The organism is Arthrobacter globiformis NBRC 12137 (assembly GCF_000238915.1).
Classification (GTDB): Bacteria; Actinomycetota; Actinomycetes; order Actinomycetales; family Micrococcaceae; genus Arthrobacter; species Arthrobacter globiformis.
On record NZ_BAEG01000096.1, the window covers coordinates 14,116 to 35,404 of the forward strand.

At 68.1% G+C, this 21,289-nt stretch carries 20 protein-coding genes; 9 read left to right on the forward strand and 11 right to left on the reverse strand.

Annotation, left to right across the window (positions count from 1 at the left end; genetic code table 11):
* Positions 1 to 133 precede the first annotated feature (133 nt).
* From ARGLB_RS19780 to ARGLB_RS19790, 3 genes are all read left to right on the forward strand, one after another.
* A complete protein-coding gene (locus tag ARGLB_RS19780; RefSeq protein WP_003805840.1) occupies positions 134 to 1,084 on the forward strand; it encodes an endonuclease domain-containing protein in 951 nt (316 codons plus the stop codon).
* Positions 1,085 to 1,253: 169 nt separating this feature from the next.
* Positions 1,254 to 2,408, forward strand: coding sequence for an LLM class flavin-dependent oxidoreductase (locus ARGLB_RS19785; RefSeq protein ID WP_003805843.1), 1,155 nt, complete (start codon positions 1,254 to 1,256; stop codon positions 2,406 to 2,408).
* On the forward strand, positions 2,408 to 2,875 hold the full coding sequence (locus tag ARGLB_RS19790; protein WP_003805844.1) for a MarR family winged helix-turn-helix transcriptional regulator: 468 nt from the start codon (positions 2,408 to 2,410) through the stop codon (positions 2,873 to 2,875). The genes ARGLB_RS19785 and ARGLB_RS19790 overlap by 1 nt, the downstream gene beginning before the upstream one ends.
* A gap of 85 nt (positions 2,876 to 2,960) precedes the next feature.
* Here the strand turns inward: ARGLB_RS19790 and ARGLB_RS19795 are convergent, their stop codons facing one another.
* Both ARGLB_RS19795 and ARGLB_RS19800 read right to left on the reverse strand, forming a co-directional pair.
* Complete coding sequence (locus ARGLB_RS19795; protein ID WP_003805845.1) at positions 2,961 to 3,767, reverse strand: transglutaminase-like domain-containing protein; 807 nt, start codon at positions 3,765 to 3,767, stop codon at positions 2,961 to 2,963.
* 70 nt (positions 3,768 to 3,837) lie between these two features.
* Entirely contained in the window at positions 3,838 to 4,626 is a 789-nt protein-coding gene (locus tag ARGLB_RS19800; protein ID WP_003805846.1) for a hypothetical protein, read from the reverse strand.
* A 111-nt stretch (positions 4,627 to 4,737) separates the two neighbouring features.
* Here ARGLB_RS19800 and ARGLB_RS19805 point away from each other — a divergent pair, with 111 nt between their 5' ends.
* Positions 4,738 to 5,403: a DUF1684 domain-containing protein gene (locus tag ARGLB_RS19805; RefSeq protein ID WP_003805847.1), complete on the forward strand. Its 666-nt coding sequence runs from the start codon at positions 4,738 to 4,740 to the stop codon at positions 5,401 to 5,403.
* 65 nt (positions 5,404 to 5,468) lie between these two features.
* Positions 5,469 to 6,347 carry a fumarylacetoacetate hydrolase family protein gene (locus ARGLB_RS19810; protein WP_003805848.1) on the forward strand — a complete coding sequence of 293 codons (879 nt, stop codon included), beginning with the start codon at positions 5,469 to 5,471 and terminating at the stop codon, positions 6,345 to 6,347.
* Between the two features lie 8 nt (positions 6,348 to 6,355).
* Here the strand turns inward: ARGLB_RS19810 and ARGLB_RS19815 are convergent, their stop codons facing one another.
* From ARGLB_RS19815 to ARGLB_RS19835, 5 genes are read right to left on the reverse strand one after another with little or no spacing between them, the layout of a single operon-like run.
* Entirely contained in the window at positions 6,356 to 7,519 is a 1,164-nt protein-coding gene (locus tag ARGLB_RS19815) for a cysteine desulfurase family protein (protein WP_003805850.1), read from the reverse strand.
* 7 nt (positions 7,520 to 7,526) lie between these two features.
* On the reverse strand, positions 7,527 to 8,399 hold the full coding sequence (gene nadC / locus ARGLB_RS19820; protein WP_003805852.1) for a carboxylating nicotinate-nucleotide diphosphorylase: 873 nt from the start codon (positions 8,397 to 8,399) through the stop codon (positions 7,527 to 7,529).
* Positions 8,392 to 10,158 carry an L-aspartate oxidase gene (gene nadB, locus ARGLB_RS19825; protein ID WP_003805854.1) on the reverse strand — a complete coding sequence of 589 codons (1,767 nt, stop codon included), beginning with the start codon at positions 10,156 to 10,158 and terminating at the stop codon, positions 8,392 to 8,394. The genes nadC and nadB overlap by 8 nt, the downstream gene beginning before the upstream one ends.
* 10 nt (positions 10,159 to 10,168) lie before the next feature.
* A complete protein-coding gene (gene nadA / locus ARGLB_RS19830; RefSeq protein WP_003805856.1) occupies positions 10,169 to 11,479 on the reverse strand; it encodes a quinolinate synthase NadA in 1,311 nt (436 codons plus the stop codon).
* Positions 11,476 to 12,186, reverse strand: coding sequence for an NUDIX hydrolase (locus tag ARGLB_RS19835; protein ID WP_003805857.1), 711 nt, complete (start codon positions 12,184 to 12,186; stop codon positions 11,476 to 11,478). Before ARGLB_RS19835 ends, nadA begins: the two co-directional genes overlap by 4 nt.
* Positions 12,187 to 12,371: 185 nt before the next feature.
* Between ARGLB_RS19835 and ARGLB_RS19840 the strand changes: the two genes are divergently transcribed.
* The 3 genes from ARGLB_RS19840 to ARGLB_RS19850 all read left to right on the forward strand — a co-directional run bounded on the left by ARGLB_RS19840 (position 12,372) and on the right by ARGLB_RS19850 (position 15,473).
* Positions 12,372 to 13,748 (forward strand): amino acid permease, encoded by a 1,377-nt coding sequence (locus ARGLB_RS19840; RefSeq protein WP_003805858.1) that lies wholly within the window; start codon positions 12,372 to 12,374, stop codon positions 13,746 to 13,748.
* A gap of 177 nt (positions 13,749 to 13,925) precedes the next feature.
* Positions 13,926 to 14,753, forward strand: coding sequence for an alpha/beta fold hydrolase (locus ARGLB_RS19845; RefSeq protein ID WP_003805859.1), 828 nt, complete (start codon positions 13,926 to 13,928; stop codon positions 14,751 to 14,753).
* A gap of 66 nt (positions 14,754 to 14,819) precedes the next feature.
* A complete protein-coding gene (locus tag ARGLB_RS19850) occupies positions 14,820 to 15,473 on the forward strand; it encodes a phosphoribosyltransferase (protein ID WP_003805860.1) in 654 nt (217 codons plus the stop codon).
* Between the two features lie 18 nt (positions 15,474 to 15,491).
* Here the strand turns inward: ARGLB_RS19850 and ARGLB_RS19855 are convergent, their stop codons facing one another.
* The 3 genes from ARGLB_RS19855 to ARGLB_RS19865 form a co-directional block, all read right to left on the reverse strand.
* The gene (locus tag ARGLB_RS19855; protein WP_003805861.1) at positions 15,492 to 16,823 is read right to left on the reverse strand and encodes an MFS transporter; all 1,332 of its coding nucleotides are present in this window, start codon (positions 16,821 to 16,823) and stop codon (positions 15,492 to 15,494) included.
* A 119-nt stretch (positions 16,824 to 16,942) separates the two neighbouring features.
* A complete protein-coding gene (hpaB, locus tag ARGLB_RS19860) occupies positions 16,943 to 18,397 on the reverse strand; it encodes a 4-hydroxyphenylacetate 3-monooxygenase, oxygenase component (RefSeq protein WP_003805862.1) in 1,455 nt (484 codons plus the stop codon).
* A 51-nt stretch (positions 18,398 to 18,448) separates the two neighbouring features.
* Positions 18,449 to 18,976: a flavin reductase family protein gene (locus ARGLB_RS19865; protein WP_003805863.1), complete on the reverse strand. Its 528-nt coding sequence runs from the start codon at positions 18,974 to 18,976 to the stop codon at positions 18,449 to 18,451.
* A gap of 188 nt (positions 18,977 to 19,164) precedes the next feature.
* Here ARGLB_RS19865 and ARGLB_RS19870 point away from each other — a divergent pair, with 188 nt between their 5' ends.
* Positions 19,165 to 19,899, forward strand: a complete 735-nt coding sequence (locus tag ARGLB_RS19870; RefSeq protein WP_003805864.1) for an IclR family transcriptional regulator — start codon at positions 19,165 to 19,167, stop codon at positions 19,897 to 19,899.
* On the opposite strand, the gene ARGLB_RS19875 is transcribed toward ARGLB_RS19870, so the two are convergent.
* Positions 19,887 to 21,269 (reverse strand): MFS transporter, encoded by a 1,383-nt coding sequence (locus ARGLB_RS19875; protein WP_003805866.1) that lies wholly within the window; start codon positions 21,267 to 21,269, stop codon positions 19,887 to 19,889. The genes ARGLB_RS19870 and ARGLB_RS19875 overlap by 13 nt on opposite strands.
* Positions 21,270 to 21,289 lie beyond the last annotated feature (20 nt).

Below are 21,289 nucleotides of genomic sequence, written 5' to 3' on the forward strand. Positions count from 1 at the left end.
CCCACCCAACTAGGTAGCAGCAGGGGGCCTTCCCAGCGCTGGGAACGCCCTCAGCTGCTACCTAGTTGGGGTGACTGCCGGGTTGCCTGTGGATAACTCAATTCCAGGCTCCGGTTTTTGGAACGATGGGGCCATGAAATATCCGAGCGCGTTGCCGGACCATCTCTCGGCCATTCCCTTCACCGTGAAGGAGGCACTCGACGCCGGGGTTGGCCGGGACCGGCTGAAGATCGGCGGCCTCGTGACCCCCAGCCGGGGCATCCGGATGCCTTCGCCCTCCGAAACCCAACCGTCGACGCAGCAGCTGGCGCACCTGGCCCGGCCCCACACGCTGGTCACCGGCCTTTCGGCGGCGTCGCATGCAACCGCCTTCCTGCTGTGGGAGTTTCCCGGTTTCCTCCCCGGCGCTGATCGCCCGGGCATCCACATATCCCGCCCGGACGCGGTTGCCATCGCCCGGCGGCGGAGTGTGGTGGGCCACCGCGGGCAGTTCTTTCCCGATGAGATCGTGGAACTCGGCGGGGTGTTCGTGACCAGCAGGACCAGGACGTGGCTGGACATCGCGCGGCGGATGAGTGTCGATGAGCTGACAGTGGTGGCGGACCATCTCCTGCGCCGTCCGCGTCCTGAGTTCGAGGGGAGGTCCGCAGCCCATGCCACCCGCGACGAACTCGCCGACATGCTGGACAGACACAAGGGAACACCCGGGATCAGGAAAGCGCGTTTGGCGCTGGACCAGGCGCGTGCCGGCGCAGACTCGGCGCCCGAAACACGGCTCCGGCTTGCGCTGGCGCGCCGGGGCTTTCCCGGTGCAGACGTCAACGTGCCGGTGTCGCTGGCCGGTGGCGCCGTGCGCCAGCCCGACCTTTCCTACCCGGAGTTCCGTGTTGCGGTGGAGTACGACGGAGAGGGCCATTCGGATCCGGCGCAGGTGCTAAAGGACATCAGCCGCGACGAGGATTTCGCCGCCGCGGACTGGATCCTGGTGCGGATCGGCAAGACCCACATGGAGAACGACGCGCGGGCGGCTGTCCGCAAGGTCCGCTTGGCGCTTCTGGCGCGCGGATGGTCCCCGTCTGAGTAGCAGTTCAGGGCCTTCCTAGCCGTGGGAAGGCCCTGAGCTGCGACCCAGTTGGGAGGGCGGGAATATCCTGGCGCCGGGGACGTTGAGGGCAGTACATGCAAATGCATGTAAATCGGGTACACTGTCAGTACAGGTCCGAACAACAACTTCGGCGAACGGAAGGCTCATCATGCAGATCGGCGTATTCAGCGTCAGCGACATCACCCAGGACCCCACCACGGGCCGGACCCCCACCGAGCACGAGCGCATCAAGGCATCCGTGGCGATCGCCAAGAAGGTCGAAGAGATCGGCATGGACGTCTACGCCCTCGGTGAGCACCACAACCGGCCGTTCTTCTCCTCCTCCCCCACCACGACGCTCGCGTACATCGCCGCCCAGACCGAGCGCATCACGCTGTCCACCGCGACCACGCTGATCACCACGAACGATCCGGTCAAGATCGCCGAGGACTTCGCCATGCTGCAGCACCTGTCTGACGGCCGCGTGGACCTGGTGCTGGGCCGCGGCAACACGGCCCCGGTCTACCCCTGGTTCGGCAAGAACATCCAGGACGGGATCGAGCTCGCCATCGAGAACTACAGCCTGCTGCGCAAGCTGTGGGACGAGGACACCGTCAACTGGTCCGGAAAGTTCCGCACCCCGCTGCAGAACTTCACCTCCACACCGCGCCCGCTCGACGGCGTGTCCCCCTTTGTGTGGCACGGCTCCATCCGCAGCCCGCAGATCGCGGAAGTGGCGGCCTACTACGGCGACGGGTTCTTCGCGAACAACATCTTCTGGCCCAAGGAGCACTACCAGCAGCTGATCAGCCTGTACCGCGAGCGCTACGAGCACTACGGCCACGGCAAGGCGGACCAGGCCATCGTGGGGCTGGGCGGACAGTTCTTCATGCGGAAAAACTCCCAGGATGCCGTCCGGGAATTCCGGCCGTACTTCGACAACGCCCCCGTCTACGGCCACGGCCCGTCACTGGAGGACTTCACCTCCCAGACTCCGCTGACTGTCGGCAGCCCGCAGGAGGTCATCGAGAAGACCCTCACGTTCCGCGAGTTCTTCGGCGACTACCAGCGCCAGCTGTTCCTGATCGACCACGCCGGCCTGCCGCTGAAGACCGTCCTGGAGCAGCTGGACCTGTTCGGCGAGGAGGTCCTGCCCGTCCTGCGCAAGGAGTACGCCGAACGCACGCCCGCTCACATCCCGGCTCCGCCCACGCACGCCGGACGCGTAGCCGCACGGATCGCCGCCAGCGGCGCTGCAGGTGAGGGCGCTGGTGCCGGGATCGGCCAGGACACGGCAGCCGTTCCCTCCCCGACGGAGGCGTGATGGCACCCCGGAAGGCGCCGGCGACTTCCGCCGTCCGGCTGGCCGCCGAAACCTGGGAGTCGCTGTTCCGCGCGCAGGTGGCCGTGATGCGCAGGCTGCAGTCCGGCCCCGCCTTCCGGAACCTGGCGGTGAACGAGTACGACGTATTGTTCACGCTGTCACGGTGCCCGTCCGGCTGGCTGCGGCTGAACGAACTGAACGACAACGTGCTCCTGAGCCAGTCCAGCCTGAGCAGGCTGGTGGACCGGCTGGAGAAACGCGGTCTGGTGGCGCGCATGCCGGCCCCGGACGACGGCCGGGGCGTCTTGCTCAAACTCACGGAGGAGGGCGCCGCGCTGCAGAAGGAAATCGGCCGGGAGCACGTGCGGGACATCGCCGAACTCGTTGCCCCGGCGCTGACGGCGGCGGAACAGCGGGAACTGCTGCGCCTCACCGAGAAGCTGCGCGCGTCACTGCCGTCCCGTTAGCGGGACGGCACCGGAGGGGCACCGCCGTCGGACGGCCGACGGCGGGACACCGGACCCGTCGTCGCTCGCCTCTCCCGCCCTGCAGTCAGCGGATGACGGCCAGCTTGTCCGGATCCTCCGCAGGCAGGTCCCCGTTCACCGTGGCGAAGACCCTGATCTCCCGCAGGGAGAGGCTTCCGCCCACGGTGGACAGGAAGGCCGTGTCCGAGGAGTCGCGTCCGGCGGTGATGCGCAGCATGGCATCCCTGGGCGCCAGGCCGGTGGGGTCGATCACGTGCCAGGCCCCGTTGATGTGGGCCTCGGCCACAGCATGGAAATCCATCGGGGAAAGGCCCGGCGCATAAACAGCCGCGAGCCGCGCAGGCACGTTCTTGGCACGCAGCAGCGAGATCGCCAGGTGCGCATAGTCGCGGCACACGCCCCGCCGGTTCAGGAGGGTCTCCACGGCGCCGTCCGTCCCCCGGGAGGAGCCGCTGACATAGCGCAGTTCGTTGAACACCCAGTTGCGTACGGCGTGCAGGAGTTCCCCGCCCTGGAGTCCGCCGAACTCGGCATAGGACGTTGGAAGCAGCCGGTCTGACTCGGCATAACGGCTGGGCCGGACATAGCGGATCAGCTCCATCAGAGAGGGCTCCTCAGGTTCCGCAAGGCCCGCAACACTGGCCGAGTAATCCACGATGACCTCAGTGGGGTCAGCAAACTCCATGTAATGGAATCTGCCCCCGTGGTGGTCCGACAGCTCCGTCAGAGGAACCTGTTCCCCACCGGCCGTCACGCTGAGGTTCTCGTCAAACGACGTGTACCCGGCATTCCTCGCCACGGAGATGGCCATCGCCACCTTTGTGTCGGCCACGGTCTTAAATACCAGGCGGGCAGCAACAGTTCGTTCCATTGGTCTCCGGGGTGTGAGGCGGCGTCAGTCAGTCGCGGCTGCGGGCTGGGGTGTGCCGGAGGCAGCGGGACTAGCTCTTGATCTCCAGAGACATTAGCATCCGCTGAACGTTGGCGAATTCGGAGCCCTTGTTGACATAGCCGGCTGCCTGGTCAAGGGTGTCGAAGGCCTTGGCCGGTGCCACTTTTTCATCCGGTGCGAACGACTTCAGCGAGCGCACGTCGCTGAACGAGTAGTTCCCCTTGCCCGCCAGGCCCTGTACCACGTTCTGCAGCTGGCACGCCTTGGAGTCGGCGCCGCCCACCAGATTGGTGATGCCGTAGGAGCCGAAGTAGCGGTAGCCCTGGATCACCCTGAACACCACGTGCGGGTCGATGGTCCCCTGCCCGCCGCTATGCGGCAGCTCCACCGGAACACTGCTGACGACGACGTAGGGCTTGCGGGCGGAAGCGGCGCAACTCGCCGGGCTGGACTCGGGCAGGCCCGTTTGCAGGGTGGCCAGGTAGGCGCCTTCGGCGTCCTTGACCTCGATCTTCACGGCGCCGGGGCGGGTTCCCTTATCGGGGTCAACGGACTGGGCAATCCAATCCTGCGGCAGCTCGAAACTCACGGTCTTGGCAGGGTCGGTGAAGACCTTCCAGGCAGCCGCCGTGGCCCCGGCCGTCGCGGTGGCACTGGCCGAGGCGGTTGCGGAAGGGGCCGCGGAACCCGATGCCGCACCGGTCGCCGGGCCGGTGCCCGGCTCCGCGGTCCAGGCGGGCGCCCCCTTGCCGTCGCTGCTGCAGCCGGCCATCAGTCCCGCCGTCAACAGTACGACGGCGGCGATCCCCTTACGTCCAGAAGCCGTGATCCCTGTCATGGCTCCAGCCTAACCGGGACGCTGGCCCCCATCCGGAGGCTGCGGGCCAGCGTTTCGCGGTCCCCCGGTGCCCTGGGCGGACGGGCACCACAAAGGGTCTAGGCTGAGGTCATGGCCGAACATGAACTGGACGCAGCGGAGCAGACCCTGGCGAACATGTCCGCGCTCGACATTGCAGACTGGCGGCTGCGGACCTTCGCCCTCTACGACACCGTGCGCAAGATCGCCGCCGACAGCCCTGAGGAGGCCCACGCCTACTGGCGCCAGGAGCGCGACCGCATGTTCGGAACCCATCCGGCGTCGGCCCTGACAGATGAAGCCAAGGCGTCCTTTTACGGCCTCAAGACGGCCGACTACGATCCCATCTACCGCTTCTACGTCCCCCTGACCAACCAGGGTGCCGGGCGGGAAATGAACGTCGAAACAGGGACAGACGGTGTGGTCCGGTTTGTCCGGCTGGGAACCTTCGACCTCCCGGAACTGGGACAACTGGCCGTCTGGAAGCTGATGGGCTACGGGGGCGGGATCTTCGTCCCGTTCCGGGACGCCACCGCCGGCCAGCCCGGCGGAAGCTACGGCGCGGGCCGCTACCTCCTGGACACCATCAAGGGCGCATTCCATGGCGTCGTCCGCGGCCCGGGGCCGGAAGTCCAGTATGTGCTCGACTTCAACTTTGCCTACAACCCGTCGTGCGCCTACAACGAGGCCTGGGCCTGCCCGCTCGCCGGCCCGGCCAACCGGCTGGCTGTGGAGATTCCGGTCGGCGAGCTGTACTGACGTCACGCAGTTCCGGACGGCACTGTAGTTCCGGTCAGCTCGCCGGAACCCCCTACGATGGCTGAATGACCCCAGCTCTCCCGCGGCGGATCGCCCGCGTCCGTCCCCTCGCCCCTGCCCCGGCGTATGTCTCGTCCCCAGCCGCGTCCCCGGATGCAGACACAGCACAGCTTCCTGAACAGTTCTTCGTGGCCAATGACGCCGCGGACTTCGCGAGCACCGCGGGGCGGACATGGACGGTGGTGCAGTCCCCGTTCCCCGGTTCGCGCGCCAACGCCGGAAGCGGCCACCGAGGTGGCTGGGAACCCGGCGCCGAGGTCTCCGAGGACAGCTTCGCGTTCCTGGCGCCGAGCGTGCCGGCCAATGTCCTGGGGATGGCCCACAACACCGGGCAGGCCGGCCGGGACCTTCCGGCGCAGGCCTTCCACAAGGCAGCCACCAGCGTGATCGGCCCGGGCGAGGCGATTCAACTGCCGGCCGGAATCGGGCTGGTGGAGCCGGAGGCGGAGCTGGCCGTCGTCGTCGGCAGGACCGTGAAAAACCTGACCCTCGACAATGCACGGAGCGCGGTTCTGGGCTACACCATTGGCAACGACGTCACCGCCCGCAGGCTGCAAAAGTCCGATGAGCTCTGGCTGAGCGCCAAAAGCCAAGACACCTTCACGCCGGCCGGCCCCTGGATCGTCACCGGACTGGACCATACGGACCAGACCATCGGCGTCGTCCACAACGGCGCCGAACTGCCCACGGCAAGTACCGCCAACCTGGGCTGGAAGGTGGACGAGATCCTCGTCTACCTGACCTCGATCATGACCCTGCACCCCGGCGACCTGGTGCTCACCGGGTTCCCGGCGGCGAGCACCGGCATCCAGCCGGGCGACACCGTCACCTGCCGGGTGGGCGGCATCGGAGAGCTCTCCAATCCCGTCACGGCCGCCAGCTGACCGGCACGCTACCCTGCGACCAGGCCCAGGTTCCGGACGCTTCCGACGGCGGCCGTCACCGCCGCGGCGGCAGCCTCCAGGTCGGCGGCGGTCACCGACGAATCAAAGCTGAATCTCACAGCGGTCTGTGCCACCTCCGCTTCGATGCCGAGTGCCACCAGCACCGGTGACGGAGCGTCCGATCCGGCCGCGCACGCCGAGCCGCTCGAGCACACCACGCCCTGGCGCTCGAGTTCCAGGAGGACGGATTCGCCGCTGGTGCCCGGGAAGCAGAAGGACGCTACCGAGGGCAGCCGTTCGGACGGGTGGCCGGTCAGCAGCGCTCCCGGAACGCTGTCCAGCACGGCAGCCACAAAACGGTCGCGAAGGCCCGTGACGCGCGCCGCGAGCGCGGGCCGGTCGGCATGCGCCAGGGTGAGTGCGGTGGCCAGGGCCACGGCCCCCGCAACATTTTCGGTGCCGGATCGCCGGCCGCGTTCCTGCCCGCCGCCATGCAGGAGCGGCTCGGTGCGGGTCCGGCCCCGGACGAACAGGACTCCGTTGCCTTTGGGCGCCCCGAGTTTGTGCCCGGAGATGGTCAGCGCATCCACCCCGAGCGCCTTCACGTCCAGCGGCAGCCAGCCCGCAGCCTGCACGGCGTCGGTGTGGAAGGGGATCCCCCGCCCTTTCGCCAGGGCCGCCAGTTCGGCCACCGGCTGGACGGTGCCCACCTCGTTGTTGGCGTACATGATGCTGACCAGCGCGGTTTCGTCCCGCAAAACCGCAGCGAGCGCCTCCGGTGTCACCGTCCCGTTCCCGTCGACAGGCACGACGTCCACGGTGAAGCCGTGGAAGCGTTCGAGGTACCGCGCCGACTCCTCCACGGCGGGATGCTCGACGGCGCTGATCGCCACCCGGTTCAGGGCCGGGTCCGCGGCCTGCCGCGCCAGGGCAATGCCCTTGACTGCGAGGTTGTCCGCCTCCGTGCCGCCGGACGTGAAGGTGATCTCTCCCGGCCTGCAGCCCAGCACGGCGGCCACAGTCTTGCGGGCATCCGCGAGGGCCCGCGCGGCGGAGTCACCGAGCGAGTGGCGGCTTGACGGGTTGCCGAAGTCGCCGGTGAGGTAGGGCCACATCGCCTCCAGTACTTCGCGGCGGACGGGTGTTGTGGCTGCTGCGTCCAGGAAGATCATGGTGTGTTCACCCCACTGTCAGTTCGACGTCCAGGCCGAGGTCCAGAGCCGTGACGCTGTGCGTCAGGGCACCGACGGAGATGACGTCCACGCCCGCGGCGGCGATGTCCGCCACGGTGCGGAGGTTGACGTTGCCGCTGGCCTCCACCACGGCCCGCCCGGCGACCTGCCGGACGCCGGCGCGGAGTTCTTCAAGGCTGAAGTTGTCCAGCATGATGGTGTCCACCCCGGCGGCCAGGACGGGTTCGATCTGGTCGGCACTGTCCACCTCCACCTCGAAGTGCGTGGTGTGTCCCAGCTGGGCCTTCGCGTCGGCCAGCAGCGCGGTCAGCCGTGCCGGGTCTCCCCCGGTCATGACCGCCAGGTGGTTGTCCTTGGCCAGGACGGCGTCGGAAAGGCTGTAGCGGTGGTTGGCGCCGCCGCCGCAGCGGACGGCGTACCGTTCCAGGACCCGCAGTCCGGGGGTGGTCTTCCGGGTGTCCGTGATGCGTGCCTTGGTGCCGGCGGCCAGGGCCACGAATTCCGCCGTCTTGGTGGCGATGGCGCTCATCCGCTGCGCCAGGTTCAGGCCGACCCGCTCGGCCAGCAGCACGCTGCGCGCCCGGCCGGTGACCCGCGCGAGTTTTGTTCCGGCCGCGAAGGCCTCGCCGTCGGCCACGAGCAGCTCCACCTGCGTGTCCGGGTCCACCATCAGCATGGCGTCACGGAACACGCTGCCGCCGCTGAAGACCCCCGGGACGCGGGCGTTAAGCACAGCGGCGGCGCGGGCCTCGGCCGGGATCAGCAGCTGCGAGGTGATGTCGCCGCTGGGCGCATCCTCCGCGAAGGCCCGCTCCAGGATCTCGCGGACGGGTGCTGCGGGGAGGGTCAGGCTAGTCATGGACAAGGCTCGCTTTCGGGCTCATTCTGAATTCTTCGTCTAGGTCGCGCGCCTGGTCCTCCAGGCTGATGACCGGCACCGGCAGGCCGTCGTCGCGGTAGTGTGCGCCGAGCGGTTCCTGCCGCTCCCTCGCCGCGTGGACCAGCAGCTGCGCGGCGAGCAGCAGGTTGGCGTCCTCATGGGTCCGCGGGTCCGCTGCCTGCGGCACCGCTTCAGGACGGACGACGGCGGCCCACCCGGCAAGCACGGCCCCCGCCTCCCGCAATAGCTCGCCACTGCGAAGCACTCCCGCCTTGGCAGTCATCACCCGCCGCAAGGCGCCACGTGAGAACTCCTCCCCCATTTTTCCCTCGGGGTAGGGCACAAGGGTTCGGTCACCGTCCCCGGAGTCGACTAACGGTGCCCCGGAAGCGTGCGTCAAAGGGAGGCCGTCAGCGGCCGAGCTAGCATGCGGAGGGGTGCCGTTGGGAGACGGAGCCGACGGCTCACCAAGAAACGCCTCAACAGCCCGCCGCCCGAAAACCAATCCTTCGAGGAGCGAGTTGCTGGCCAGGCGGTTGGCGCCCTGGACTCCGGTGCAGGCGACTTCGCCGGCTGCGAAGAGCCCGGGGACGCTGGTGCGGCCGTGCAGGTCGGTGGAAATGCCGCCCATCCAGTAGTGTGCGGCCGGTGCGACGGGGACGGGTTCCCGGGTCCAGTCGAGGCCGGCCTCGCGGGTGCGCCGCGTGATGGTGGGAAAGCGGCGCTCCAGGAATCCTGCTCCCCTGGCGTCCTCGATGACCCGGGCGTCGAGGTAGACGTGACCGTTGGGGTCTCCGAGTGCGGCCAGGTGCAAAGCGATGCTGCGGGACACGACATCGCGCGGGGCGAGTTCGGCGTCGGGGTGGTATCCGTGCAGGAAGCGGCGGCCGTGCGCATCAACAAGGATGGCACCCTCGCCGCGCACTGCCTCGGAGATCAGCAGCGGATCCTGGCCGTCGTCGTTGCCTGCCGACCCGGCTGCCGCTCCCCCGTCCGGGCGCACCAGGCAGGTGGGGTGGAACTGGAAGAACTCCAGGTCCGCGACCGCCGCGCCGGCGCGCCAGGCCAGGGCCAGGCCGTCCGCGGTGGCAACGGAAGGGTTGGTGGTCTGCGCAAACAGCTGCCCCGCCCCGCCGGTGGCCAGCAGCACGGCGTCGGCCTGGATCTTGCCCAGCCGGCCGGCCTGCAGGAACTCAACGCCCGTGACCCGCCGGCCCTCCTGCAATAGAGCCGTGACGCTGGCGTGGCCCAGCAGCCGGATCCTGCCCGAGGCCTGCGCGGCCAGCACGGGGCAGATCAGGGCGTTGGCGATCCCGGCGCCGGTGGCGTCGCCGCCGGCGTGCAGGATCCGCGGCGCGGAGTGGGCGGCTTCGAGCCCCAAGGCGGGGTCGCCGTCGTCGTCCAGGTCGAAGCGGACGCCGAAGCGTCCGAGCCCGGCGATGTCCCGGCGCGCCTCGGTGCAGAGCACCCGGACAGCCGCCGGGTTGCAGTGCCCGGCGCCGGCCTTCAGGGTGTCGGCGATGTGGGCGGCCACGGTGTCGCCGGGCGACGGCTCATCGAGGACGGCGGAAATGCCGCCCTGGGCGAAGTACGTGTTGCTGTCCGCGAGCGCGCCCTTGGTCAGCAGCATGACGTCGGCGCCTGCCTCAGCCGCGAGCAGCGCGGCATAGAGGCCGGCGATGCCGCTGCCGACGACGGCGAGCCGCCGGCGGCCGGCCGTTCCGTTTTCGCTGGTCATGGTGGGCTCCCTATTGGGGCTTGGCGGCGAGCATGCGCTCGAGTGCTGTCCTGGCGTCCTGCTGCACGTCATCGTCCACGGTGATGCGGTTGACCACGCGACCGGCGACGAGCTCTTCGAGAACCCAGGCCAGGTAGCCGGGGTGGATCCGGTACATGGTGCTGCAGGGGCAGATGACCGGGTCCAGGCAGAAGATGGTGTGCTGCGGGTACTGGGCCGCGAGCCGGTTCACCATGTTGATCTCGGTGCCGATGGCGAACACGGTGGGCTCGGTGGCTGCCGCGATGGCCTTCTGGATGAAGTCCGTGGACCCTGCGGAATCGGCTGCGTCCACCACTTCCATGGGGCATTCGGGGTGCACAATGACATTGACGCCCGGGAAGTCGGCGCGTGCCTTCTCGATCTGGGCCACGCTGAAGCGCTTGTGGACCGAGCAGAATCCGTGCCAGAGGATGACGCGGGAGTCCAGCAGGGCCTGTTCGTCGTTGCCGCCGAGTTCCTTGCGCGGGTTCCACATCGGCATCTGCTCGAGCGGAACGCCCAGTGCCTTGGCCGTGTTCCGTCCGAGGTGCTGGTCCGGGAAGAACAGGACGCGCTGGCCGCGCTCGAAGGCCCATTCGAGGACCGTCCTGGCGTTGGAGGACGTGCAGACGATGCCGCCGTTCCGGCCGCAGAACGCCTTCAGCGCCGCGGAGGAATTCATGTAGGTGACGGGGATGACCGGAACCCGGCCCTCGGCGTCGGGCTCGGTGCCGAAAATCTCCTCGAGCTGCTCCCAGCAGTCCTCCACGGAATCGGCGTCGGCCATGTCCGCCATCGAGCATCCGGCGGCGAGGTTGGGCAGGATGACTGCCTGTTCCGGCCGGGAGAGGGTGTCAGCGGTTTCGGCCATGAAGTGCACGCCGCAAAACACGATCGCTTCGGCGTCCGGGCGGGTCAGGGCAGCGTTGGCCAGCTGGAAGGAGTCGCCGACGAAGTCTGCGTACTGGACCACCTCGTCGCGCTGGTAGAAGTGGCCCAGGATGACGGCCCGGTCACCCAGCGCCGCCTTGGCAGCCCGGATCCGGGCATCGAGCTCCGCTTCGCCGGCCAGCTTGTACTCCTCGGGAAGCTGGCCCTGGCGCGGGGTGGAGGCAGGTGCGACGTCCGCGCTGGAGGCTCCGGGACCGTAGGCCGGAACACCGGCGAGCGTTTCCGCGAGGTCATACTCCCAGGGCCCCTTGGCAAGCGCCGGGCTGCAGGTGCCGCCGGTGCCGGCTGCCGTGGCCTTCTCGGCCTGTTCACGCGTGATCAGCTGGATGGCAGTGTTGACGCTGCTCATGGGATGCTCCTGTTATCTGGGTCGAGGCCGGGGCGGCCGGTAAATCGGTAAAGACGCGGCGGGCGGTGCTTTCCGCCCTGGAGGTATTCACCGGTTTCTTCGATTTCCGGCGTCGACTTGATCTGCCGGCGGAAGTTGGCGGGATCCAGCTGCGTGTCCAGCACGGCCTCGTAGACCTCGCGGACCTGGGCGAGGGTGAAGTACTCCCCCAGGAAGTGGTAGGCGATGGAGCCGTAGGCCAGCTTGTTCCGCAGGCGCCAGAGGGCGTAGTCCACAATCGCGTTGTGGTCGAAGGCCAGGCTTCCGAGCTTGTCGGCGCGGAACCACCTGACGTTCTCGGATTCGTCCGCGAGCGCGGCTTCGGTGGGCTGGACCAGCGCCCAGTAGACGATGGACACCACGCGCTGCGTGGGTGAGCGGTGCATGCCGCCGAAGGCGTAGAGCTGTTCGAGGTAGCTGGGTGCCAGCCCCGTGGTTTCCCGCAGGTTCCGCGAAGCGGCGTCCTGCAGGGATTCAGCGTGGGTCAGCGGACCGCCCGGAAGGGCCCACAGGCCTTTGAACGGTTCCCGGATCCGGCGGACCAGCGGGAGCCACAGCGTGGGGCGGCCGGAAGACTCGCTGGGCCGGAGCGCGAAAATCACCGTGGAAATGGCAAGCGACGGCGGCGCGGACTGCCGCTCGGCCACGTTGGCTGAGGTGGTGTACACGGTAATCACCCGCTTCGCTGCGATCGGCCGGCCCGTCCGGGCCGGCCCTGGATTAGTTATGGTCAAGTTGACTCAAACTGATTCTACGGCCGCTGGCCCGGGATGCAAAATGTTTCACCCGATGTTGGGTGTAAATTCGAAAGGTCCCAAAAGGACCAGTCCCCAACCCCAAGAAGGTGCGCAGCATGACGATGAAGTCCACAGCAGAGCGACCCGCGGTTCAGCTCCGCCACAGCATGAAGCCCCGCCAGCTCACCATGATGGGCCTGGGCAGCGCCATCGGCGCCGGGCTCTTCCTGGGTTCCGGCGCGGGCGTCCAGGCAGCAGGTCCCGCCGTCCTGGTTTCCTACCTTGCGGCCGGCACGCTCATCATTCTGGTCATGTGGGCGCTCGGCGAGATGGCGGCAGCGAACCCCAACAGCGGCGCCTTCTCCGTGTACGCCGAGCGCGCCATGGGCAAGACCGCCGGGGCAACCGTGGGCTGGCTCTGGTGGCTGCAGCTGGTAGTGGTCATCGCCGCCGAAGCGCTCGGTGCCGCGGGGCTGCTGTTTTCGGTCTGGCCGGTGGTGCCGGTGTGGGCACTCTCCCTGGTGTTCATGGTGGTGTTCACGGGCATCAACCTCGCCGGTGTGAAGAACTTCGGCGAGTTCGAGTTCTGGTTTGCCATCCTCAAGGTGACCGCCATCGTCCTGTTCCTCGCCATCGGCGCCGCGCTGCTCCTGGGGCTCCTGCCGGACGTGGCATCGCCGGGCCTGGCCAACATCACGGCAGACTTCGCGCCCTCGGGCCTGGGCGGTATCGCCACGGCCCTGTTCGTGGTGATCTTCGCGTTTGGCGGCACGGAGATCGTGAGCGTCGCAGCCGCTGAGACCGAAGACCCCGAGCACAGCGTCACCAAGGCCATCCGCACGGTGGTGTGGCGGATCCTCGTCTTCTACATCGGCTCCGTCTTTGTGATCGCGGCCGTCCTTCCGGCCACCTCGGAGGCCCTGTCCTCGCCGTTCGCGGGCGTCCTGGACGCCGCCCGCATCCCGGGCGCCGCCACCGCCATCACCCTGGTGGCCGTCGTCGCCCTGCTGTCCGCCCTCAACGCCAACCTCTACGGGGCGTCCCGCATGGTGTTCTCGCTCGCAGAGCGCGGCGAGGCTCCCGGCTTCCTGTCCAGGCTCAGCCGCGCAGGCGTGCCGATGGTCGCCGTCGGCGTTTCCGTAGCGTTCGGCTTTATCGCCACGGTCCTGGAACTGCTGTTTCCCGAGCGCATCCTGCCCGCCCTGTTCCAGCTGGTTGGGTCCACCTGCCTCGTGGTCTGGGGTTCGGCGCTGGTCTCCCAGCTCATCCTGCGCCGCCGGGCGGACCGTGACGGCACGCACCTGCCGCTGCGGATGACGGGCTTCCCCGGGCTCACCGTGTTCGGCCTGGTGCTGCTGGGGCTGGTGTTTGCCGTGGGCTTCAGCGCAGAGAGCAGCCGCATCCAGCTGATCAGCACGCTGCTGCTCATTGCCGGAATTGCCGCCGCCTGCTGGGCAGGCGCCCGGTTCGCGGCTTCGCGCCCAACCAGGTAGCAGCACAGGGGGTTCTCACGGCTGGGAACCCCCTGTGCTGCCACCCAGTTGGTAAGCCGTGGATTTCCCCGGTCCGCAGGCAGGTAGAGTGGTGCCCATCCACGGCGGACCGGCGACGAAGCAGTCCCGGCGAGCCCTGCACCTGACAAGGACTGAGACTTGACGAGGACTGAGGCGATGAGCGGCAGACACACCGGCGAACAGCACTCCCACACGGTCGAGGGCACCGACCCGCAGCTATACGTCGAGGTGCACGACCCCGCGAACGACGCCGGCCTCCGCCCCATCCTCCTCATCCACGGTTTCTCTGCATCCAGCAAGCTGAACTGGGAGGACACCGGCTGGATTCCGGCGCTCCTGGAGGCAGGCCGCCGCGTCATCGCCGTCGATCTGCCCGGCCACGGCCGGAGCGGCGCGCCGGAGGACATGGACTCCTACTCCCCCAGCCGGATCAGGGCGGACCTCCTGCAGATCGCGTTCGACTCCGGCGCCCGGCCCTTGCGCGACGGCGACCCCGCCAGCGGGCTGGATGTGATCGGCTATTCCCTCGGTTCCCGGCTCGCCTGGGAGTTTGGCGCCACCCAGGCGGAGCTGGTGCACCGGCTGGTCCTGGGCGGCCCGAACATGGCCGACCCCCTGGCGGACTTCGACCTCGTGGCCGCGCAGCGGTACCTGGCGGACGGCACCCCCATTGCTGACGCGTCCACGGCCGGACTCCTCAGCATGGCCCAGGCGCTGCCGAGCAACAACATCTTCGCCCTGCTGTCCCTGGTTGAGGCGATCAAGGGTGAACCGTACGACCCGGCCGAGGCCGTGCCGCACATGCCCGTGCTGCTGGTGGCCGGTGAAAACGATGAACGCGCCGCGTCCATGCCGCAGCTTGCCGAACTCGCCCGGAAGGCCGGCTCCGCGGCCGAGCAGCTCATCCTGCCCGGGCGCACGCACACCAACGCCATCACCAGCCGCGCCTTCAAGCAGGCGGCCATCGCGTTCCTCGGCAGCTAGGGGCTCCCGCCGGGGCCCACGGGCGTAGGCTGGACCTTGGGGGCGGAAACACCGGAAAAGGAACCCATGGCCATGGTTTTTGAAGACCGGGAAGATGCAGGACGGCAACTTGCGGCCGCCCTTCCGCAATTCCGCGAGCGCCCGGACACCCTGGTGCTGGGCCTGGCCAGGGGCGGTATCCCGGTGGCCGCCGCCACAGCCGAGGTCCTCCACCTTCCCTTCGGGGCCCTGCTGGTCCGCAAGCTTGGCATCCCGGGCCATGACGAGACCGCATTCGGCGCGCTCGCCTACTCAGGCGGACGGATCGTCCGTCTTCTCAACAGGCCGCTCGTGGAGCGGCTTCTTGACGACGGCGTACGGCAGCAGTGGCTCGACCAAGTGGAGCACCGGGAGCGCTCCGAACTGATGCGCCGCGCCGACAGCTATCCGGCAGTGGACCCCGATGTGCATGGCAAGACGGCCCTGCTCGTGGACGACGGCCTGGCGACGGGGGCCACCATGCGGGCAGCGGTCGAGGCGGTCCGGATGGCCGGCGCTGCAGCGGTAGTGGCCGCAGCGCCGGTCGGCTCGCTCGAGGCAGAGAAGTCACTGTCCCGGGTCTGCAACGTCCTGTGCCTCCACCTGCCAGGAAGATTCCGGGCCGTGGGAGCCTTTTACCGGCACTTTGATCAGCTGAGCGATGAGGACGCCATTGCCCTGCTGCACGGGGCCCGCATCTAGTGCCGGCTGACGGCAGAGTCAGTGCCGGCTGACGCCGAGCGGCCGGCCCCTCGTCTCCTTGGCCAGGATCACGCCGATGCCGGAGATAACGCACAGAATCATGATGTAGATGCCGATGGAGCCCGTCCATTTGGTGCTCTGCAGGAGTGACTCGGCGATGGTGGCGGCGAACGCACCGCCCAGAATGGCACCGAAGGCGTAACCGATCGAGATGCCCGAGTACCGGACGTTGGCCGGGAACATCTCCGCGTACATGGCGGACATGGGGCCGTAGGACAGGCCCAGGCCCACCGTGAGGACGAACAGCGCCACGCCATAGAGCCAGATGTTCTTTGTGTCGATGAGGGCGAACATGGGGATCATCCACGCGAAGATGATCGCGTAGCCGGTCAGGAAGGTCTTGACCCGGCCGATCCGGTCCGAGAGCCAGCCGCCCACCAGGGTGAAGATCAGCCAGCCAAAGGATGCCAGCGTGGTGGCCAGCAGAATCTGCGGCGTGGGCATCTTCAGCGTCCTGGTGGCATAGGCAATGAAGAAGGCAATCAGGAGGTAGCCGGCGGCGTTGTTGCCGATGAAGATCATGGTCGAGTAAAGGACGGCCTTCTTGTGGCTCCGGATGAGTTCACCGAGCGGGGCTTTACTTTCTTCCTTGCGCGCAGCCATCTCCTTGAAGACGGGGCTTTCGCCGACTGCCCGCCGGATCACGTAGCCCACCACGATCAGGACGATGGAGAGCAGGAACGGAACCCGCCAGCCCCAGGCGGCGAAGTCTTCCTTCGGCATCCCGGAGGTGAGGAAGAACAGCAACCCGGTGGCCAGGATCATGCCCACCGGAACGCCGATTTGCGGGTACGCACCGAACAGGCCGCGCTTGCTCTTCGGGGCGTGTTCCACTGCCATCAGGGCCGCGCCGCCCCATTCGCCGCCGGCGGAGAAGCCCTGCAGGACGCGGAGGAGGATGAGCAGGATCGGAGCCCAGGCACCGATCTGGCCGTACGTGGGGAGCATGCCGATCAGCGCGGTTGCGGCACCCATCATGATGAGGGTGAACACCAGCATGGCCTTGCGGCCAAGGCGGTCACCCAGGTGTCCGGCAACGATGGCGCCGAGCGGGCGGAAGAGGAAGCTGATGCCGATCAGTGCGAAGGAGAGAATCTGCGCCAGGCCCGGGTTGGATTCGTTCAGCGGGGCCAAAAACAGCGGGGACAGCAGCGTTGCCGTCAGCTGGGCAAAGATGAAGAAGTCGTACCACTCGATGGTGGTGCCCACCAGCGTGCCGGCAAGGACTTTGCGTTCCTCGCGCTTGCTGCTCGGTCCTGCCTCTGAATCTACGGGTGAAGTTGCGGTCATTGAAACTCCGTGGCTGGGGGCAGTGCTACTGCCGGAGGTGGTGAAGGGCTGTCCGATTTACTGATCGAACGGTCAGTTAGTGTGAAGGATACTACGAAAGTGTGATCTGGCGCACCATTTCAGTCGGACCTGTGCAGGAACTCCCGCAGCCGTGCCCTGGCCGGTTCGCGGTCGTAGGTGTTGACGAGTGCCCCGGCCATCCGGACCGGATCGCCGAAGAAGAAGTACTCGTAGAGGGACTGCCGGCCGGAGAAACCCGAGATCGAGGCGTCGAACGCAAGCTTGAACAGCCGGACCCGCTCGGGCCCGGTCAGCGTCTTCCCCTGCAGGTACAGGTCGATGTCCGCCCTGGCATCACTGTTGACGTCCGCTTCGCCGGGCAGGGCCATCAGCCCCGACGCGGAGAACTTCCGGATAATCTGCGGGAAGCGCTGTGCCACCTTCGGATACCAGTTGCGGGCGGCGTTGAGGGTGGTCCACTTGGGCAGCATCATGCCGGCCTCGTTGAGCTCGGCGTCGGCCTCCGACGCGCGGACCAGCGCCTTGCCGATTTCGACGTCGATGATCAGTTCGGCGATGTCCTCCTGGATGTGCTGGAATCCGTCGATGCCGATCGAATCGGCGAGTTCGGAGGCCAGGCCGAGGAAGAACTCGCTCTTGGCGATGGTCCGGGTGACCACCTGGTGGGTCATGAGGGCACCGGCACCGGTCTCGGCGTAGAACGAGTTGCAGAGCTGCGGATTGCCGAGCATGAAGATGCGGTCGCTGGGAACAAAGACGTCGTCAAAGACGGCCACCGCGTCCATTTCCTCATAGCGGGACGCCAGCGGTTCATCATGGATGCTGCCGCCGTTGTACAGCGAGGTCCTGCAGAGGTACCGGAGCCCCGGCGTGTCGTTGGGAATGGCAAAGGCGAAGGAATAAGGGGCATCCTCCGGAGTGCCGCGCAGCACCGTGGACGGGAAGACCAGCAGCTCATCGGCGATGGGTGCGATCGTGGCGAGCATGCGCGCGCCGCGGACCACGATGCCGTCGTCGCGCTCCTCCACGATATGGGCCGTAAGCTGTCCGCCCAGCTGCTCCGAACCGGACACCGACCGGTTCACCTGCGGCGGGATCAGCGTATGGGTTGCCAGCATGTCGTTTTCGCGGGCCCACTCGTAGTAGTTGCCGACGTTCTCGGCAAACTTGGGATCCGCCTGGGCGAACCACTTCCCGGCCGTGCCCAGGGCGGTGAGCGCGGAGTTCATGTAGTCACCCGTGCGGCCGAGGAATCCGTTGGTCGCCTCCGCCCACGTGGAGGTCGCCTGGCGCCGGTGCTGCAGGTCCCCGATGGTCCGGGGCACCAGGAAGGACGCGTTGACGAGGTCCCCCGTGGTCGGCGAGGCATAGGTCAGCGCCCCCTGGTGCCGGGGATCGTGCTGCATGTCGAACAGCTTTGCGTACTGCCGGGCAACGCTGCGGAAGGACGGGTGCTCGGCAACTTTTTCGCTGACCATTTCACCGTCGATCACGATGTGCGGGGTCATCGCATTGAGTTTGTCCAGGTACTGCTGGCCGGTTCTGATGCCCATGGCTGCCTCCATTCGTCGTTGAACTGTCCATTGGTGGTGAAATAGTGCCGCCTACAGCAGGTCCTCTATCCCCAGCTGGCTCTCCGGGATGGTGGTGAAGGCGCTGTTGGCGAACGCAAGTGCATCGCCGCTGCGGTGGTTGAAGTCCACCACCTCACCGAGATAGAGGGTGTGGTCGCCGCCGTCGTAGGCCGCCCAGGGCCGGCACTCGAAATAGGCGAGAACGCCGGAGAGCCGGGGCGCCGTCGCCCCTTCCACCCATTTGGGTTCCGGACCCGGACGCCCCGCAAAGTGCATGGCCAGCTGCCGCTGCTCCGCCCCCAGGATATTGACGGTGAAGGGCCTGCCGGCCAGCTCGTCGTGGGCCTTGGCGGTGCGGGCGATGCTGGCGAGAACCAGGGGCGGGTCCATGGAGACAGACGTGAAGGAATTGACGGTGATGCCGTGCCGCTTGGTGGCGCCGTCGAAAGTGACGATGGCGACACCGGTGGCGAACCGGCCCAGGCTGCCGCGGAAGCGGTGGGCACGCGGCACCGAGGTCCTGCCCGGAATACCGGGGCCCGCTGCTGGATTGGCCATCTTCATTGATCCTCTGGCTGCGCATTTCCTGTCTCTGGCGCACCGTGCCGCAGTCGCTCTAAACTGTTCCGTAGATAGACTGTTCTATAGTTGAACAGGCAATTCCTATATGGAACGGTAGCCCAACGTGACGGGCCACACAAGCCCTTGCCGCTACCCGGCCCGCATATCTGCCTAGGATGGACAGCATGACTCCCAACGCCGGTGCCGCAGCGCAGGTTGCGCCCGCCCAGGCCTCCCCGTCGCAGACCCTCTCCCGGGGCATCCGGGCACTGGAAATCCTTGCCGAAGCGGACCGCCCGCTGACCATTGCCGAGCTTTCGGAGGCCATGGGCGTCCACCGCTCCGTCGCCTACCGGATTCTGCGGACCCTCGAGGACCATTCCCTGCTGGTACGCGACGACGCCGGCCGGGTCCAGCCCGGCCCCGGCCTCGCGGTGCTGGCGCGCGGCGTTTCGCGGAACCTGCAGACCGCTGCCCTTCCGGAACTGACCCAGCTGGCCAATACACTCAACATGACGGCTTTCGTGGCCGTGTGGGACCACCAGGACTGCGTGACGCTGGTGACCGTGGAACCCCGGCATTCGGCCGCGACAGTGGTCCAGCATCCGGGGTCACGCCATCCGATCAGCTCTGGTGCACCCGGCATCGCCATCCAGTCCGCCCTGACGGAGCATGAGTGGAGCCAGCTGGCTCCCGCTGTGCCCTACCGCCCCGAAGCTGCCGAGGCGCGCAAGCGCGGATACGCGGCAAGCCATGACGAGGTTATCGCCGGGGTTTCCTCGCTTGCCGCACCGGTCCGGGTGCCCGGCGGACGACCGGCGGCGGTCGCCGTCGTCTACATCCGCTCCTCGCAGGATCCGTCCGAGGTGGCCGCGGCCCTGACCGCCAGCGCGGCCCGGATCGAAGGTCAGCTCGCCTGAGCTGACCTCTTCCGGGAACGGACGACGACGGCGGCCGCCGCTCCGAGAGCGAACAGCGCCGCCGCGGCGGCTGCCGAGACGAGGAAGGCGGCGTGGTGGCCCCCTTCCTGCGCCAGCTGGCCGCCGATGGACGAACCAAGGGCGGTGCCCGCGACGATGCCGCTGGCGAGCGCCGTCATCACGGTGGCCAGCCGGCCCGCCGGTGCCACGAGCCCGCCGATGGCAAAGACCGTGACCATGACCGGCCCCACCGGCAGGCCCAGTGCGAGCAGTACCAGCACCATGCCCCAGCCGTCGGTTGGAAGGAACAGCAGGGCCGACAACCCGGCCATGGCTGCCGCCCCGGTCACCCAGCGCGCGGTCACCGGGAAGCCGGCCGGCCAGTAGGCCACCGAGATCGCGGCCGCGGCCGAGCTGATGCCCATGACGGCGTACAGGAGTCCGGCCGCCTCCGATGTTGCGAAGCCCGCGGCAAACGCGCTCAATGCTGCCTGTGTGGAGCCGAAGAACGTGCCCATGCAGACCATGGCCAGGACCGGAAGTGCCACCCGGCTTGGGCCGGCAATCCGGCTGCCGGGCCGGGTTTCAGCACTCCCGCGGCCCGTCTTTCCTGTGCCCGTACTGCCAGCGCCCGCTCGGGTACCGACGGCGGGCCGCCGCGGAACAGCCGTGTGGGTACGGTGGACGGCGAAGGCTGGAACGCACGTGAGCGTGAGCGCCGCGGCCAGGGCAAGCGGCAGCCATGGTGCGACGAGGCTGGCCAGGACGCCCACGAGGGCCGGACCGAGTACGAAGGTCAGTTCGTCGGCCGTGCTCTCATAGGACAGCGCGACGTCCAGATCGGTGCTGTCCCCTGCCCGCCGGCGTTCGGCTGTGAGGGCCATCCACCGGACGCGGGCCAGCGGGCCCACCTGGGGGCAGCTGAGGCCCGCCGCCAACGCGGCTGCGATGACGCTCCACGCGGCGCCGACGTCGTGCACCCCGGGAATCAAATATGCGGTGGCGATGACGGCCAGCACGGCCGCAACGTTCAGGACGGCCGAGATCAGCAGGACCGGGCGCTGGCCGAGCCGGTCGGCCAGCCAGCCGAGGATCGGCGCGCCGACGGCCGAGCCGATACCGACGGCACCGGCAGCGGCTCCGCCAACGGCATACGAGCCGGTGACGGACGTGGCAAGGGTCAGGGTTCCCAGCGTCAGCATCGCGAGGGGCAGGCGGGCCAACAGGCCCACAGGCAGGAATCCCCTGCCCGCCAGCGCGGGCAGGCGCGCGAAACGGCCGCCGAACCGCGGTGTGGGCGCTTTGGTGTTGGTGGCCGGGTCGATGGGACGGGGGTCGGCGGGGGGTTGGGGCGCCGTTGAAGTGCTCATGTATGCGGGCTCGTTCAGTC

What these genes read in the sequence shown, in the direction of transcription:
- ARGLB_RS19840 (WP_003805858.1), top strand. Translation starts at nt 12,372, where the DNA reads ATGACGATGAAGTCCACAGCAGAGCGACCCGCGGTTCAGCTCCGCCAC.
- ARGLB_RS19805 (WP_003805847.1), top strand. Translation starts at nt 4,738, where the DNA reads ATGGCCGAACATGAACTGGACGCAGCGGAGCAGACCCTGGCGAACATG.
- ARGLB_RS19795 (WP_003805845.1), bottom strand. Translation starts at nt 3,767, where the DNA reads ATGGAACGAACTGTTGCTGCCCGCCTGGTATTTAAGACCGTGGCCGAC.
- ARGLB_RS19865 (WP_003805863.1), bottom strand. Translation starts at nt 18,976, where the DNA reads ATGGCCAATCCAGCAGCGGGCCCCGGTATTCCGGGCAGGACCTCGGTG.
- nadC (WP_003805852.1), bottom strand. Translation starts at nt 8,399, where the DNA reads ATGACTAGCCTGACCCTCCCCGCAGCACCCGTCCGCGAGATCCTGGAG.
- ARGLB_RS19855 (WP_003805861.1), bottom strand. Translation starts at nt 16,823, where the DNA reads ATGACCGCAACTTCACCCGTAGATTCAGAGGCAGGACCGAGCAGCAAG.
- ARGLB_RS19815 (WP_003805850.1), bottom strand. Translation starts at nt 7,519, where the DNA reads ATGATCTTCCTGGACGCAGCAGCCACAACACCCGTCCGCCGCGAAGTA.
- ARGLB_RS19800 (WP_003805846.1), bottom strand. Translation starts at nt 4,626, where the DNA reads ATGACAGGGATCACGGCTTCTGGACGTAAGGGGATCGCCGCCGTCGTA.
- ARGLB_RS19850 (WP_003805860.1), top strand. Translation starts at nt 14,820, where the DNA reads ATGGCCATGGTTTTTGAAGACCGGGAAGATGCAGGACGGCAACTTGCG.
- ARGLB_RS19845 (WP_003805859.1), top strand. Translation starts at nt 13,926, where the DNA reads ATGAGCGGCAGACACACCGGCGAACAGCACTCCCACACGGTCGAGGGC.
- ARGLB_RS19870 (WP_003805864.1), top strand. Translation starts at nt 19,165, where the DNA reads ATGACTCCCAACGCCGGTGCCGCAGCGCAGGTTGCGCCCGCCCAGGCC.
- ARGLB_RS19780 (WP_003805840.1), top strand. Translation starts at nt 134, where the DNA reads ATGAAATATCCGAGCGCGTTGCCGGACCATCTCTCGGCCATTCCCTTC.
- nadA (WP_003805856.1), bottom strand. Translation starts at nt 11,479, where the DNA reads ATGAGCAGCGTCAACACTGCCATCCAGCTGATCACGCGTGAACAGGCC.
- ARGLB_RS19810 (WP_003805848.1), top strand. Translation starts at nt 5,469, where the DNA reads ATGACCCCAGCTCTCCCGCGGCGGATCGCCCGCGTCCGTCCCCTCGCC.
- nadB (WP_003805854.1), bottom strand. Translation starts at nt 10,158, where the DNA reads ATGACCAGCGAAAACGGAACGGCCGGCCGCCGGCGGCTCGCCGTCGTC.
- ARGLB_RS19790 (WP_003805844.1), top strand. Translation starts at nt 2,408, where the DNA reads ATGGCACCCCGGAAGGCGCCGGCGACTTCCGCCGTCCGGCTGGCCGCC.
- ARGLB_RS19785 (WP_003805843.1), top strand. Translation starts at nt 1,254, where the DNA reads ATGCAGATCGGCGTATTCAGCGTCAGCGACATCACCCAGGACCCCACC.
- ARGLB_RS19875 (WP_003805866.1), bottom strand. Translation starts at nt 21,269, where the DNA reads ATGAGCACTTCAACGGCGCCCCAACCCCCCGCCGACCCCCGTCCCATC.
- hpaB (WP_003805862.1), bottom strand. Translation starts at nt 18,397, where the DNA reads ATGGGCATCAGAACCGGCCAGCAGTACCTGGACAAACTCAATGCGATG.